The 12808-nt window shown below is 75.3% G+C and carries 15 protein-coding genes; 7 read left to right on the top strand and 8 right to left on the bottom strand.

Going from position 1 to position 12808, the window contains the following annotated elements; all coding sequences use genetic code 11:
- Positions 1-42 precede the first annotated feature (42 nt).
- The 4 genes from FHX36_RS05725 to FHX36_RS05710 all read right to left on the bottom strand — a co-directional run bounded on the left by FHX36_RS05725 (position 43) and on the right by FHX36_RS05710 (position 3991).
- On the bottom strand, positions 43-783 hold the full coding sequence (locus FHX36_RS05725) for a hypothetical protein (protein WP_110552563.1): 741 nt from the start codon (positions 781-783) through the stop codon (positions 43-45).
- A 79-nt stretch (positions 784-862) separates the two neighbouring features.
- Positions 863-1624, bottom strand: a complete 762-nt coding sequence (locus tag FHX36_RS05720) for a sulfite exporter TauE/SafE family protein (RefSeq protein ID WP_110552562.1) — start codon at positions 1622-1624, stop codon at positions 863-865.
- Positions 1621-2406, bottom strand: coding sequence for a sulfite exporter TauE/SafE family protein (locus FHX36_RS05715; RefSeq protein WP_110552561.1), 786 nt, complete (start codon positions 2404-2406; stop codon positions 1621-1623). The genes FHX36_RS05720 and FHX36_RS05715 overlap by 4 nt, the downstream gene beginning before the upstream one ends.
- A gap of 55 nt (positions 2407-2461) precedes the next feature.
- Complete coding sequence (locus FHX36_RS05710; protein WP_183513580.1) at positions 2462-3991, bottom strand: GGDEF domain-containing protein; 1530 nt, start codon at positions 3989-3991, stop codon at positions 2462-2464.
- Positions 3992-4157: 166 nt separating this feature from the next.
- On the opposite strand from FHX36_RS05710, the gene FHX36_RS05705 reads away from it, so the two are divergent.
- Positions 4158-4682, top strand: a complete 525-nt coding sequence (locus FHX36_RS05705; protein ID WP_220035967.1) for an SRPBCC family protein — start codon at positions 4158-4160, stop codon at positions 4680-4682.
- Here the strand turns inward: FHX36_RS05705 and FHX36_RS05700 are convergent.
- The gene (locus FHX36_RS05700) at positions 4679-7285 is read right to left on the bottom strand and encodes a DEAD/DEAH box helicase (protein ID WP_220035966.1); all 2607 of its coding nucleotides are present in this window, start codon (positions 7283-7285) and stop codon (positions 4679-4681) included. The two genes, FHX36_RS05705 and FHX36_RS05700, sit on opposite strands and share 4 nt — an antisense overlap.
- 155 nt (positions 7286-7440) lie before the next feature.
- Between FHX36_RS05700 and FHX36_RS05695 the strand changes: the two genes are divergently transcribed.
- The 3 genes from FHX36_RS05695 to yidD all read left to right on the top strand — a co-directional run bounded on the left by FHX36_RS05695 (position 7441) and on the right by yidD (position 9192).
- A complete protein-coding gene (locus FHX36_RS05695; protein ID WP_181428788.1) occupies positions 7441-7590 on the top strand; it encodes a hypothetical protein in 150 nt (49 codons plus the stop codon).
- 269 nt (positions 7591-7859) lie between these two features.
- Positions 7860-8717: an SDR family oxidoreductase gene (locus tag FHX36_RS05690; protein WP_110552558.1), complete on the top strand. Its 858-nt coding sequence runs from the start codon at positions 7860-7862 to the stop codon at positions 8715-8717.
- Between the two features lie 4 nt (positions 8718-8721).
- Positions 8722-9192: a membrane protein insertion efficiency factor YidD gene (gene yidD / locus FHX36_RS23800; protein ID WP_220035965.1), complete on the top strand. Its 471-nt coding sequence runs from the start codon at positions 8722-8724 to the stop codon at positions 9190-9192.
- On the opposite strand, the gene mmuM is transcribed toward yidD, so the two are convergent.
- The 3 genes from mmuM to FHX36_RS23380 all read right to left on the bottom strand — a co-directional run bounded on the left by mmuM (position 9122) and on the right by FHX36_RS23380 (position 11527).
- Positions 9122-10087 carry a homocysteine S-methyltransferase gene (mmuM, locus tag FHX36_RS05680; protein WP_183513579.1) on the bottom strand — a complete coding sequence of 322 codons (966 nt, stop codon included), beginning with the start codon at positions 10085-10087 and terminating at the stop codon, positions 9122-9124. The genes yidD and mmuM overlap by 71 nt on opposite strands.
- Positions 10088-10103: 16 nt before the next feature.
- A complete protein-coding gene (locus FHX36_RS05675; RefSeq protein WP_183513577.1) occupies positions 10104-10886 on the bottom strand; it encodes a hypothetical protein in 783 nt (260 codons plus the stop codon).
- Positions 10887-11032: 146 nt separating this feature from the next.
- Positions 11033-11527 (bottom strand): SixA phosphatase family protein, encoded by a 495-nt coding sequence (locus tag FHX36_RS23380; RefSeq protein ID WP_110552364.1) that lies wholly within the window; start codon positions 11525-11527, stop codon positions 11033-11035.
- 66 nt (positions 11528-11593) lie between these two features.
- Between FHX36_RS23380 and arfB the strand changes: the two genes are divergently transcribed.
- The 3 genes from arfB to FHX36_RS05655 are packed head-to-tail and all read left to right on the top strand — an operon-like array spanning position 11594 to position 12763.
- A complete protein-coding gene (arfB, locus tag FHX36_RS05665) occupies positions 11594-12031 on the top strand; it encodes an alternative ribosome rescue aminoacyl-tRNA hydrolase ArfB (RefSeq protein WP_110552365.1) in 438 nt (145 codons plus the stop codon).
- A 28-nt stretch (positions 12032-12059) separates the two neighbouring features.
- The gene (locus FHX36_RS05660) at positions 12060-12437 is read left to right on the top strand and encodes a VOC family protein (RefSeq protein ID WP_110552366.1); all 378 of its coding nucleotides are present in this window, start codon (positions 12060-12062) and stop codon (positions 12435-12437) included.
- A gap of 2 nt (positions 12438-12439) precedes the next feature.
- Complete coding sequence (locus FHX36_RS05655) at positions 12440-12763, top strand: MmcQ/YjbR family DNA-binding protein (RefSeq protein WP_181428770.1); 324 nt, start codon at positions 12440-12442, stop codon at positions 12761-12763.
- Positions 12764-12808 lie beyond the last annotated feature (45 nt).

Here is a 12808-nt window from a genome sequence, read left to right as displayed (position 1 = left end):
CTCCGGCGGGAGTGTTGTCAACCGTTCAGTTGAGGAAGCTGCTCAGTTGTCGGAGGAGCTGAGCTCGGCGAGGGAGAGCCGGCCCTCGACCAGGTCGTCGGCCACGTCGTCGACCACCCGGCCGGCGGCGAAGGCGTGCGCCCGCAGCACCGACAGCGCGTCCGGGGTGTCCAGCCCGAGGGCGACGTTGACCATGCCGGTCGCCTGCCAGACCCGGGCCCGGCGCAGCGCGTCCGGGCCGTCCCACCAACCGCGGCGGCCCTCCTGCATCGGCGCACCGAGCGCGGCGGCGACCATGGCGCGGGTGAGCGCGATGGTGACGTCCTCGACGTCGTCCCGGTCGGTCGCCGGCAGCGCGTCGGCCTCGCGCACGTAGAGGTCGAGCACGACCAGCGGCCCCAGCGGCGGGAGCAGCGGCACCGAGAGCACACCGTGGAACGGCGTCTCGCCGATCAGCGAGGCGTGCAGGCCCGGCCAGTTGCGGGCGATCGCCGACTCGTCGAAGGCGATCGCCACGCCGTCGTCGTGCGCCCGCAGGCAGGGGCCCTCGCCGTGGGTGAACTGCAGCCGCTCGGCCTGGGAGGCGACCGGGTCGCTGGCGCCGATCGGCGTCCGCAGCCCGTTCATGTCGTGGATGCTCAGCCCCGCGCCGTCGACGGGCAGCGCGGCCACGCAGGCCCGGGACAGCCGGGCGGCGAGCATCTCCGGCCCGCGCAGCTCCGGCGGCGGCAGCTGGTCCAGCTCCTGCACGAAGCGCTGCGCCGCTGGTCCCGGGCTGGTCATCCCTGCTCCTGTCGTCCGAGCGCCGGGCGGCGCCTGCACCAGCCTGCCGGTCGTGGCCGGTCGGCACCACCGGAGATCATCACCCGAAGGCGTCCAGGCCCAGGTGCACGGCCAGCCCCAGCCCGGCCACGGCGATCAGCCGGCGGAGCAGCTGCTGCGGGGCCCGGCGCACCACCCATGGGCCGAGCGAGCCGCCGACCAGGAAGCCGATCGCCAGTGGCAGCGCAGCGAGCCAGTCGACGTCGGCGAAGAACGCGTAGCCGAGGGCGGCCACCGAGTTCGCCACCCCGAGGACGACGTTCTTCGCCGCGTTGCTGCGCGGCACCCCCTCGCCGGTGACCAGCAGCAGCATGGCGAGCATCAGCACGCCGGCGGCCGCGCCGAAGTAGCCGCCGTAGATCGAGACCAGGTACGTGCCGACGACCAGCCACCGCGAGTCGCGCTGCGGGTGCGCGGCGCCCTCGGCCGCCAGCTCCCGCGGCGGCCGCTGCACCAGGATCGCCGCCGACGCCCCGGCGATGAGGAACGGGACGAGCCTCTCGAACGACGACGACGGGGTGAGCAGCAGCAGGACCGCGCCGGTCACGCCGCCCAGCAGCCCGGCGACGCACAGCGGCACCAGCCGGCGGCGCTGCCCGACCAGCTCCGGGCGGGACGCGCTGACCGAGCCGATGCTGCTGAAGGCGAGCGCGACGGTGTTGGTGACGTTGGCCGTCAGCGGCGGGATGCCGGTGGCCAGCAGCGCGGGGTAGCTGAACAGCGAGGCCAGCCCGGCGACGCTGCCGACCAGCCCGGCGGCCACCCCGGCCAGCACCAGCAGCACGAACTCCAGCACGCTCATCGGGTCAGCAGCACCACGATCGCGACCAGGCCGAGGGCCACGATCGCCGTCCGCAGCACCGGGGCGGGCAGCCGCCGGCCCAGCGTCGAGCCGACGAAGCCGCCCACCAGCGACCCCCCGGCCACCAGCCCGGCGGCCCGCCAGTCGATGCGGTCGGTCGCGACCACCACGTAGGCCAGCGCGGCGACGGCGTTGACGCCGAGGGTGAGCACGTTCTTGATCGCGTTGAGCCGCTGCAGCGGCTCGCGCAGCAGCAGCCCGAAGATGCCGATCTGCAGCACGCCCTGGCTCGCGGCGAAGTAGCCGCCGTAGGTGCCGGTGGCGTAGGCGCCGGCGAAGAGCGCGGCCAGCCGGCCGCCGCCGACCGTGGTGTCCCCGTCATCGCCGGCCCGGGCCCGGCGGGCGGCCAGCCGGCGCTGCAGCAGCGGCTGGACGGCGACCAGGACGACGGCCAGGCCGACCAACCCGGGCACGATCGCCTCGAACGCCGAGGCCGGCAGGTGCAGCAGCAGGAACGACCCGGTCAGCGCGCCGAGCACCGACGCGGGCATCAGCCGCAGCAGCAGCCGGCGCTGCCCGGCCAGCTCGCGGCGGTAGCCGATGGCGCCGGTCAGGTTGCCCGGCACGAGCCCCAGGGAGTTGGAGATGGTCGCGGTCACCGGGGGCAGCCCGACGGCCAGCAGCACCGGGAAGGTGACCAGGGTGCCCGAGCCGACGACGGCGTTGATCGACCCGGCGGCGAGCCCGGCGAGGGCGACCGCGACCATCTCCCACGCCGTCATGCCCGCATCGCGGCGAGGGTGTCACAGCCGGTCGCTGTGAGCCCGCACACCGCGGTCAGGCCGAGGCGAGCGCTCCCTCGTCGGCCACCACGACGCGGTTCTTGCCCGCGGCCTTGGCCGCGTACATGGCCAGGTCGGCCTGCTGCAGGGTGGTGGTCCACGAGGTGCCGGGCAGCACGCGCGCCGCTCCCACGCTGGCGCCCACCCGGGCGGTCCCGGTGCCCAGCCGCACCGGCGAGGAGGCCACCTCGACCAGCCGCCGGCCCAGCGCCTCGGCCTCCGCCGCGTCGGCGGCGTGCACCAGGACGGCGAACTCGTCGCCGCCCAGCCGGGCGCACAGCCCCGGCTCGCGCACCGCGCCGGCCAGCCGGGCGCCCACGGCGCGCAGCAGCTCGTCGCCCGCGGCGTGGCCGAGCCGGTCGTTGACCAGCTTGAAGTCGTCGAGGTCGACGAACAGCACCCACGGGGAGTCGGCAGCCGCGGGTGCGGCGGCCTCGAGGGCCGCGGCCTCGAGGGCGGCGGAGAAGGTGCTGCGGTTGGCCAGCCCGGTGAGCGCGTCGGTGCGCGCCTGCACCTGCAGCTCCCGGTGCGCGCTGGTCGCCCGGATGGCCAGCGCCACCTGGTTCACCAACGACTGGACCAGCACCACGCCCTCGGGGTGCAGCACCTTGCCCCCGAGCAGCAGGAACCTGCCCGGCTCGTCCGGCAGCGGGATCGCCACCCAGCTGGTCACGCCGCCCGCCGACGCCACCAGCTCGTCCGGGGCGGTGATCCGCCCGGGTCGCTGGCTCGCCGCGGCGGAGGCCAGGTCCGTGCCGACCGGTGCCCGGTCCAGGGTGGCGGGCAGGTGCTGCACCGGGCCGACGGTTCCCTGCACGAGCAGCCGCTCGCCGTCGTCCTCGACGACGACCACGACCAGCCCGGGGGTGAGCCGGCAGATCTGGTCGGCGGCCTCCCAGCCGCGCTGCCGGATCTGCCCGACGTCGGTGACACCGAGCAGCTGGGTGACCAGCCGGGCGAGCGTGGCGTCCCAGGCCTGCGCGAGCTGGTGCTCCTGCAGCACCGCCGCGAGGTGGCGCGCGACGACGGCGAGCAGCGGGGCGATCGGCAGGGCGCCGAGCAGCGGGGCTGCCGGGGCCGCGGCGGCGTGACCGGGCACCACCTGCCACAGCGCGAGCGCGGCGACCAGGCCGGCGCACTGGGCGGTGGCGTAGAACCAGATCTCCCAGGTGCGGCCGTAGACGGCGCGGAACCACAGCGCGGAGAAGGTGACGCCCAGGGCGACCGCCGGCACCGGCGAGGCGAGGGCGAGGACGCACACGGCCACGGCGTCGAGGAGGTCGAGGGGGACCGTGCCGCGGCGGGCCTGGTAGCGGTGCAGCCAGGAGGCGATCAGCGCCGCGCCGGACAGCGCGATGGCGGTCAGCCGCCCGGTGCCCGCCTCGGCCGCCGCTCCGGAGGAGGTGAGGACGAGGGAGACCACGGCGCAGACGCCGAACAGCCACCGGGTGCGTTCGACCAGGTCGGTGGGGCGGCGGAAGGGCGACCGGCGGGTGGCCGGCCGCGTCGCCGGGGGTGAGGGCATGTCGTTCCTCGTCCGTGGCCCCGGCACTGCCCGCCGGTGCGTCCACCGAGGTCATCGGCGTCCGGCGCTGAGACCTGGATCACCCGTCCGGGGCAACTCCCGCTCGGTCCCGCTGCTCCTGCGGTCGGCGTGGACAGCCCCCGCGCGGGTGGGCAGAGTGCCGGGTGTGCCCCGCCCCGCGCCGTCCTACTGCTTCCTGACCGTCTGGCGGGTGCCGGGCACGATCGCCGAGGTCCGCGCGGTGCTCAGCGACAGCGCGGCGCTGCCGCGGTGGTGGCCGGCGGTGTACCTCGACGTCGTACCGGTCGCGGACGGCGACCCGGACGGCGTGGGCCGCACGGTCGAGGTGTTCACCAAGGGCTGGCTGCCGTACACGCTGCGCTGGACGCTGCGGATCACCGAGACGATGACCGACGCCGGCTTCGCGCTCGCCGCGAGCGGTGACCTGGCCGGCACCGGGCGCTGGACCTTCGCCCAGGACGGGCCGGAGGTGGTGATCAGCTACGACTGGCGGGTCGCGGCGACCAAGCCGCTGCTGGCTCGGCTGAGCTGGCTGCTCCGCCCGGTGTTCGAGGCCAACCACCGCTGGGCGATGGCCCGCGGCGAGCAGAGCCTGGCGCTGGAGCTGCGCCGCCGCCGCGACCCGGCCGCCGTCGTCCCGCCCCCGCCGGGCCCCACCTTCCGCCGCTAGTCCTTGCGGCCGGCCGCCACCAGCTGCATGACGACGACGCCCTCCTCGTCCGAGGCGTCCAGGTCGACCTCGACGTCGAAGCCCCAGTCGTGGTCGCCGGCCGGGTCGTCGAGGATCTGCCGCACCCGCCAGACCCGCGGCTCCGACTTGTCGACGATGAGCAGCGCCGGCCCCCGGGCGTCGCCGCCGGTGTTCAGCTCGCCGTGCTCGGCGAAGTACGCCTGCACGACCTCGCCCCAGCGGTCGGCGTCCCAGCCCGAACCCTGGTCGAGCTGGCCCAGGTCGTACCAGCGGCGCAGCGCGAACAGCTCGACCCGGCGGAACAGCGCGTTGCGCACCATCGCGGTGAACGCCCGCTCGTTGCCGGTCAGCGGCCGCGGCCGGGCCGGGACGGCGACCGGGGCGTCCAGCGGCTGGTCCGGGCTGGTCAGCTGCTCCCACTCGTCCAGCAGCGAGGAGTCGACCTGCCGGACCAGCTCGCCGAGCCACTCGACCAGGTCGGTGACCTCCTCGGTGCGGGCGTCGGCCGGCACCCCCGAGCGCAGCGCCTTGAACGCGTCGGACAGGTAGCGCAGCACCGCGCCCTCGGAGCGGGTGAGCTGGTAGGTGTTCACCAGCTCCCGGAAGGTCATCGCCTGCTCCCACATGTCCCGCACCACGGACTTCGGTGACAGCTGCGCGTCGGCCGCCCACGGGTTGCCGGCCACGTAGATCTCGAAGGCGTGCCCGAGCAGCTCCTCCAGCGGCTTGGGGTAGGTGATCTCCTCGAGCAGCTCCATCCGCTCGTCGTACTCGATGCCCTCGGCCTTCATCTGCGCCACCGCCGCGCCCTTGGCCTTGTTCAGCTGGGCGGCCAGGATCTGCCGGGGGTCGTCGAGGGTCGCCTCGATCACCGAGACGACGTCCAGGGCGTAGGTGTCGCTCTCGGCGTCCAGCAGCCCGATCGCGGCCAGCGCGAAGGTCGACAGCGGCTGGTTGAGCTGGAAGTCCGGCGGGAGGTCGACGGTCAGCCGGAAGCGCCGTCCGTCGGGCTCGGGCTCGTCGAGCCGCTCGATGACCCCGGCGGTGATCAGCGACCGGGCGATGCCGATCGCCTCGCGGATGTGCCGCAGCTGCCGCTTGCGCGGCTCGTGGTTGTCGGTGAGCAGCTCGCGCATCGCCGCGACCGGGTCGCCGGGCCGGGCCAGCACGTTCAGCAGCATCCCGGTGAAGACCCGGAAGTGGCTGCTCAGCGGCTCGGGGTCGGCGGCGATGAGCCGCTGCTGGGTCGCCTCGCTCCAGGGCACCATGCCCTCGGGCGCCTTGCGGCGGACCAGCTTGCGGCGCTTCTTCGGGTCGTCGGCGACCTTGGCGAACTGCTTGAGGTTCTCGACCTCGTGCTCGGGGGCCTGGACGACGACGGTGCCCGCGGTGTCGTAGCCCGCCCGGCCGGCCCGCCCGGCGATCTGGTGGAACTCACGGGCGTTGAGCAGCCGGGTGCGGGTGCCGTCGTACTTGCTCAGCGCGGAGAACACGACCGTGCGGATCGGCACGTTGATGCCCACGCCCAGGGTGTCGGTGCCGCAGATGACCTTGAGCAGCCCGGCCTGCGCCAGCTGCTCGACCAGCCGCCGGTACTTGGGCAGCATCCCGGCGTGGTGCACGCCGATGCCGTGCCGCACCAGCCGGGACAGGGTCGTCCCGAAGGCGGAGGAGAACCGGAAGCCGCCGATCTGGTCGGCGATCGCCTGCTTCTCCTCCTTGGTCGACACGTTGACGCTCATCAGCGCCTGGGCCCGCTCCAGCGCCGAGGCCTGGGTGAAGTGGACGACGTAGACCGGCGCCTGCTTGGTCGACAGCAGCTCGTCGATCGTCTCGTGCATCGGCGTCGTCGCGTAGTAGTGGTGCAGCGGCACCGGGCGCTCGGCGTGGGCCACCAGCGCCGTGGGCCGCCCGGTGCGCCGGGTGAGGTCCTCCCGCAGCGCGGTGACGTCGCCGAGGGTGGCCGACATCAGCAGGAACTGGGCCTTGGGCAGCTCGATGAGCGGCACCTGCCAGGCCCAGCCGCGGTCCGGGTCGCCGTAGAAGTGGAACTCGTCCATCACGACCAGCCCGATGTCGGCGTCCGGACCCTCGCGCAGCGCGATGTTGGCCAGCACCTCCGCGGTGCAGGCGATGATCGGTGCGTCGGCGTTGACGCTGGCGTCGCCGGTCAGCATCCCGACGTTCTCCGCGCCGAACACCCCGCACAGCGCGAAGAACTTCTCGCTCACCAGCGCCTTGATCGGCGCGGTGTAGAAGCTGACCCGGTCTCCGGCGAGCGCGGCGTACTGCGCGCCGGTGGCGACCAGCGACTTGCCCGAGCCGGTCGGGGTGGCCAGGACGACGTTCGCGCCGCTGACCAGCTCGATCAGCGCCTCCTCCTGCGCCGGGTAGAGCACCGTGCCGGCGGCCTCGGCCCACTCCGCGAAGTGGGTGAACAGCGCGTCGGGGTCACCGGCGCGCGACTGCAGCTCGGTGAGGTCGGACGGGTCGCCGATCAGCGACCGCACGTCGGGGGAGGGCAGCGCGGCAGCGGGGGAGTCGGCCGGGGTCGTGTGGGTGCCGGCGGGGGAGAGCGTCATCGTGCCCCCAGGGTGCCCGATGACCGGTGGGTCCTCGCACCGACTCCTCCGGGGGACACGCGGTCACGAATCGGCAACGGTCCGCGTCTCGGGGCGTAAGGTTGCCGCTTCCTGGACACAAGGTGAACAACAGGTGAACGAGAGGTGGAACAGAGATGCGCGAACAGAACTGCCCCCAGTGCCGGTGGGTCGCCGTCGTCGACGGCTCGGGACGCCGTCGGCTCGAGATGCAGTGGACCCGGCCGGGCACCGTGACGGCCCTGTCCACCCGCGACCGCTCGTCCGTGGCGGCCCACGCCGCCTGACGAAGGACCTCCTGCCCCCCACCACTCGTGAGCTCGTGGCGGGACGCTGCAGGAGGCAGGACACCCGCGACCCGGGTGGTGTCGAGGAGCTCACCGCAGAGCGCCCTCGGCACCTCCCGGGTCGCGGGCTGTCCGGGCGGGACGGTTCGCCGCGCGGCGTCCCGGGGTAGGCGGTGGACGACGCGGCACCGGGCCGGTGCGCACGACGAGCCGGCCGCGCGAGCAGAGCGCAGGGGTGCCGCCGCCCGAGCCACGCAGGAGGAACCACCATGACCTCACCCCGCCCCGAGTCCCAGCCCGAGCAGACCCAGACCCCGCCCGGCGTGCTCGGTGAGATGACGCCGAAGCCCGACCACGGCGAGGAGAGCTACCGCGGCTCCGGGAAGCTCACCGGCAAGCGCGCGGTCATCACCGGCGGCGACAGCGGCATCGGCCGAGCCGTCGCCATCGCCTTCGCCCGCGAGGGCGCCGACGTCCTCATCTCCTACCTCAACGAGCACGACGACGCGAAGGACACCGCCAGGTACGTCGAGGAGGCCGGCCGGAAGTGCGTGCTGGTCGCCGGTGACCTGGCGGACCGCGCGCACGTCAAGACGATCATCCCCAAGGCCGTCGAGGAGCTCGGCGGGATCGACATCCTGGTCAACAACGCCGCGTTCCAGATGACCCACCAGACCCTCGACGAGATCAGCGACGAGGAGTGGGACCACACCGTGGCGGTGAACCTCTCGGCGATGTTCACCCTGTGCAAGGACGCCATCCCGCACATGGGCCCGGGCTCGGCGATCGTCAACTCCTCGTCGGTCAACTCCGACATGCCCAAGCCCACGCTGGCGCCGTACGCCATGACCAAGGCCGGCATCGCGAACTTCACCGCGAGCCTCGCCCAGATGTACGGCGACAAGGGCATCCGGGCCAACAGCGTCGCCCCCGGTCCGGTCTGGACGCCGCTGATCCCGGCGACCATGCCCGCCGAGGACGTCGCCAGCTTCGGGTCGCAGGTGCCGCTGGGCCGGGCCGCGCAGCCCGCCGAGCTCGCGCCGGTCTACGTGCTGCTCGCCAGCGACGAGGCCAGCTACGTCTCCGGAGCGCGGGTGGCGGTCACCGGCGGCAACCCGATCCTGTAACCCGGTGGTCTTCGTCTGGGGCTGGGGCGGCGGCGGGCCGCGACGTCGGCGAGGCTGGGGGCGGCGCGGCTACGGCCCACCGCCGGGCTACGGCTACGGGCCGGGGTACGGCTACCGGCGCAACGACTCGTGCTTCCGCGACCTGCTGTTCCTCAACACCGGCTGCTGCCTGGCCCAGGCCCTCGGCTGCGGCATGGAGATGCTGCTCGTCGCACCCTCGACGGTGCGCCGGGTGCGGGCGGACAGCCCAGGTGGACGGGTCGCCGACCGGCTGGTCGCCGCCGTCCGGCTCTACCAGCGGGAGGTCAGCCCGCGCCGCCCACCGTGCTGCCACTTCACCCCGAGCTGCTCGGCCTACGCCGTGGCGGCGATCGAGCGGCACGGTGCGCTGCGGGGCAGCTGGCTCACCGTGCGGCGGCTGGTCCGCTGCCGGCCGGGCGGTCGGCGGGGCGCGGACCCGGTCCCCGCCTGCTGAGCTGCCGGACGGCGTCCGCCACCGCGCGGACGTCGTCCGGCCGCACCCGGCAGCAGCCGCCGATCAGCCGCGCGCCGGCGGTCAGCCAGCCCGTCACGTCACCGACCCCGGCCTGGCCGGTCCACCGGCGGGCGACGGCGTCCCAGGCCTCGCCGCTGTTGGGGTAGGCGACCACCGGCGTGCCGCTGGCGGCCGCGGCGACCCGCACCGCGGCGGGCACACCGGCCGGGTCGGTGCAGTTGACCCCCACGGCGATCACCGCGTCGACGTCCCGGGTCATCGCCAGGACGTCGGCCAGCAGCTCCCCCCGGCGGGTGCGCGGGACGCCGGCCGGGTCGACGACGGCGGTCAGCGAGAGCCAGGCCGGGACGCCGAGGTCGTCGAGCTCGGCCAGCAGGGCCTCGACCTCGGCGGCGGCGGGCAGCGTCTCGCAGGCCAGCACGTCGGGCCCGGCGTCGGCGAGCACCTGCAGCCGCGGCCGGTGGAACTCCCGCAGCTGGTGCACGGTCACGTCGTCCGCGTAGCCGCCGGTGTACTCCGAGCCGTCGGCCAGGTAGGCGCCGTACGGGCCGACCGAGGCGGCGACCCAGCCCTCCGGGGCGCCCTCGCGGGCCAGCTGCACCGAGCGGGTCATCAGGGTGCGGGCCTGCGCGGCGTCGATCCCGGCGGCGGCGAACCCGGGGAAGGTCGCCTGGTAGCTGGCGGTCGTCGCCACCTGGGCGCCGGCCGCGGCGAAGGCGGCGTGCGCGGCGGCGATCGCGCCCGGGTCGTCGCGCAGCAGCCGCGCGGACCACAGCGCCGACGTCACGTCGTGCCCGCGCGACTCCAGCTCGGTCGACAGCCCGCCGTCCAGCACGACGGGTCTGGCGGCGAGCGCCTCGGCGAGGGTGGTCACCCCCGCGATGATGCCCTCAGCCGGCGCGGCGGTGCCGGCGGTCGGCGGCGACGAACGCCACCGCCACGCCGAACGGGGCGACGCCGGACAGCAGGGTCATGCCCAGCACGTCGCCCAGGTCGGCCGACCCGGCGGCGGAGGACAGCAGCGCCCAGCCGACCGCGACCATCGGCACGGTGACCAGCCCGGTGCCCAGTGCCGCGCGCACCCGGGCGGGCCGGCCGGCGTCCGCCGCGAGCACCCCGGCGAGCACCGCGGGGACCAGCGGCACGGCGCAGCGCAGCAGCAGGTCCGCCGGGCGCTCGCCGGTGCCCGCGTACGACGCGAGGGAGAGGGCGGCGGCCAGCGAGACGAGCGCCGACCCGGCGACGAGCGCCCACCACAGCGGGGCGGCACCGCGGGAGGGCAGCAGCTCGGCGGGCCGGACCAGCCGGCCGGCGGACCAGACGCAGAGCGCGGCGCACAGCAGCAGGAAGGTGACCAGCGACTGCGTGACGTCGGCGACACCGCCGGGGCCCCGCTGCGGCAGCTGCCAGGCCTGCCGACCGAGCAGCGCCAGGACCACGGTCAGCGCCGCGCCGGCCAGGACCACCCCGCTGCCGCGCGGCAGCCGGGGAGTGGAGGCGGCGGCCACCTGCGCGTCGAGGGCCTCGGCGCGGCGCAGCAGGTCGGCCAGCACGGAGCCCTCGGCGACCACCGGCGCGGCCGCACGACCGTCGTCCGGCTGGCCGTCGTCCGGCAGGCGGTCGACGTGGTTGCCGGTCACCAGGTGGAGCCGGGGGGAGGCTTCCTGCGTCACCCCCTGAGCGTCACACCGAGTCACGGGTGCGGCCAGGTGAACCGGTGCGCATCACCGGTCCGGGCGACAGCCGGACGGCGTGCCGCGGTCCGACACGCCCTCCGGGGGGCGCCGTTCACCCGACCGTGGACGGCGGGCCGCCCCGGTCAACCGCTGCCCGGCACCGCGAACAGCGCGAGCCGGGCAGTGCCGGGCGCCAGTTGGGCGAACGGCGTCCCGACGTCGAACACCGCCACCGCGCCGGTCGGGAAGCCCCCGGCCGTCCCGCGGCGGGCGGCGTCGTCGCCGTCGCCGTCGTCCAGGACGGCGGCGAGCTCGCTCATCGACGGGTTGTGGCCCACCACGACCAGCTGGTGCACCTCGTCCGGGACCTCCGCGATCACCTCGAGCAGCGCCTCGACCGTGTTGTCGTACACCCGCGGCTCGACGACCGGAGCCGCCCCGCCGGCGCGCTCCCAGGTCTGCACGGCCCGGACGGCGGGGGAGACGACCACCCGGTCCGGGGTCAGTCCCTGCTGCTCGAGCCAGGTGCCGATCGCGGCGGCGCGGCGGGCGCCGTGCCCGGTCAGCGGCCGGTCGGCGTCGACCGCGGCGTCGGCGGCCTGGGCGTGGCGGACGAGCACGAGGCGGCGAGGGGGCACCGGCCGAGTCTGGCACCGCCGGGAACCCGGTCGTCCGGGCGGCCGCCGTCCGGGAGACTGTGCGGCGTGCCCGGGGACGACGCCTACGCCGACCTGCCGGTGAGCGACCGCCTGGTCGTCCCGGCCGGTGCGCTGACGTGGCGCTTCTCCCGGTCGTCGGGGCCCGGCGGGCAGGGCGTGAACACCGCCGACTCGCGGGTCGAGCTGTCGGTGTCGCCGCTGGCGCTGCCCGGGCTCAGCGACGTGCAGCGGCAGCGGCTCGTCGAGCGGCTGGGTGACCGGCTGGTCGACGGGGTGCTCACCATCGCCGCCAGCGAGCACCGCCAGCAGCTGCGCAACCGGGAGGCGGCCCGGGCCCGGCTGGCCGCCGTGCTGCGCGCCGCGGTCGCCGCGCCGCCGCCGAAGCGCCGGACGACCAAGCCCTCGCGCGGGTCGCAGGAGCGGCGGATCAAGGCCAAGAAGGAGCGCGGCGAGACCAAGCGGCTGCGCCGCAGCTGGGACTGAGCGGTCGCCGGGGGTGTAGGACGGGCGGGTGCACATCGACCGGATCGACCACCTGGTGCTCACCGTCGCCGACCTCGACCGGACCGTCGGCTTCTACACGGCCGTGCTCGGCATGACCGCGGAGACGTTCGGCGACGGGCGGACGGCGCTGCACTTCGGCCGGCAGAAGATCAACCTGCACGTGCGGGGCGCCGAGTTCGAGCCGCGGGCCGCCGCTGCGGGCACCGGCACCGCGGACTTCTGCCTGGTCACCGAGACCCCGCTGGACGAGGTCAGGAACGAGCTCGCCGCGCACGGCGTGCCGGTCGAGGTCGGCCCGGTGACCAAGCACGGCGCGCTCGGGGCGATGCGCAGCGTGTACGTCCGCGACCCGGACGCCAACCTGGTCGAGATCTCGGTCTACTGACCGTGGACGTCGACGCCGCGGCCGCCGCGGCCCTCGCCCTGCCCGGCGTGACCGAGGCCGACCACCACGGCCGCCGCTCGTTCCGGGTCGGCGGCGGCAAGGTGCTGGCCACGGTGCCCGCGGACGGGGTGCTCAACGTGCTGGTCGGGGAGGACCTCGCGCACGCGGTGAGCGCCCAGCCCGGCGTCGAGCTGCTGTGGTGGGGGCAGAAGCTGTCCGGCGTCCGGGTGGAGCTGGCGCTGGTCGACGCGGCGCTGCTGGACGAGCTGCTGCAGGACGCCTGGGCCCGCCGCGCCCCCGCCGCCCTCCGCCGTCCGGAGCCGTGACCCCCGACCCCGAAGATGGCCGTCTTCGGGGAACGCCGGGCACCG

Source organism: Modestobacter versicolor (assembly GCF_014195485.1).
Classification (GTDB): Bacteria; Actinomycetota; Actinomycetes; order Mycobacteriales; family Geodermatophilaceae; genus Modestobacter; species Modestobacter versicolor.
This window is presented reverse-complemented; position numbering and strand designations above follow the sequence as displayed.

Excerpts from the sequence above, each read along its gene's own strand:
- FHX36_RS05725 (WP_110552563.1), bottom strand. The coding sequence starts at position 783 with ATGACCAGCCCGGGACCAGCGGCGCAGCGCTTCGTGCAGGAGCTGGAC.
- FHX36_RS05720 (WP_110552562.1), bottom strand. The coding sequence starts at position 1,624 with ATGAGCGTGCTGGAGTTCGTGCTGCTGGTGCTGGCCGGGGTGGCCGCC.
- FHX36_RS05715 (WP_110552561.1), bottom strand. The coding sequence starts at position 2,406 with ATGACGGCGTGGGAGATGGTCGCGGTCGCCCTCGCCGGGCTCGCCGCC.
- FHX36_RS05710 (WP_183513580.1), bottom strand. The coding sequence starts at position 3,991 with ATGCCCTCACCCCCGGCGACGCGGCCGGCCACCCGCCGGTCGCCCTTC.
- FHX36_RS05700 (WP_220035966.1), bottom strand. The coding sequence starts at position 7,285 with ATGACGCTCTCCCCCGCCGGCACCCACACGACCCCGGCCGACTCCCCC.
- FHX36_RS05695 (WP_181428788.1), top strand. The coding sequence starts at position 7,441 with ATGCGCGAACAGAACTGCCCCCAGTGCCGGTGGGTCGCCGTCGTCGAC.
- FHX36_RS05690 (WP_110552558.1), top strand. The coding sequence starts at position 7,860 with ATGACCTCACCCCGCCCCGAGTCCCAGCCCGAGCAGACCCAGACCCCG.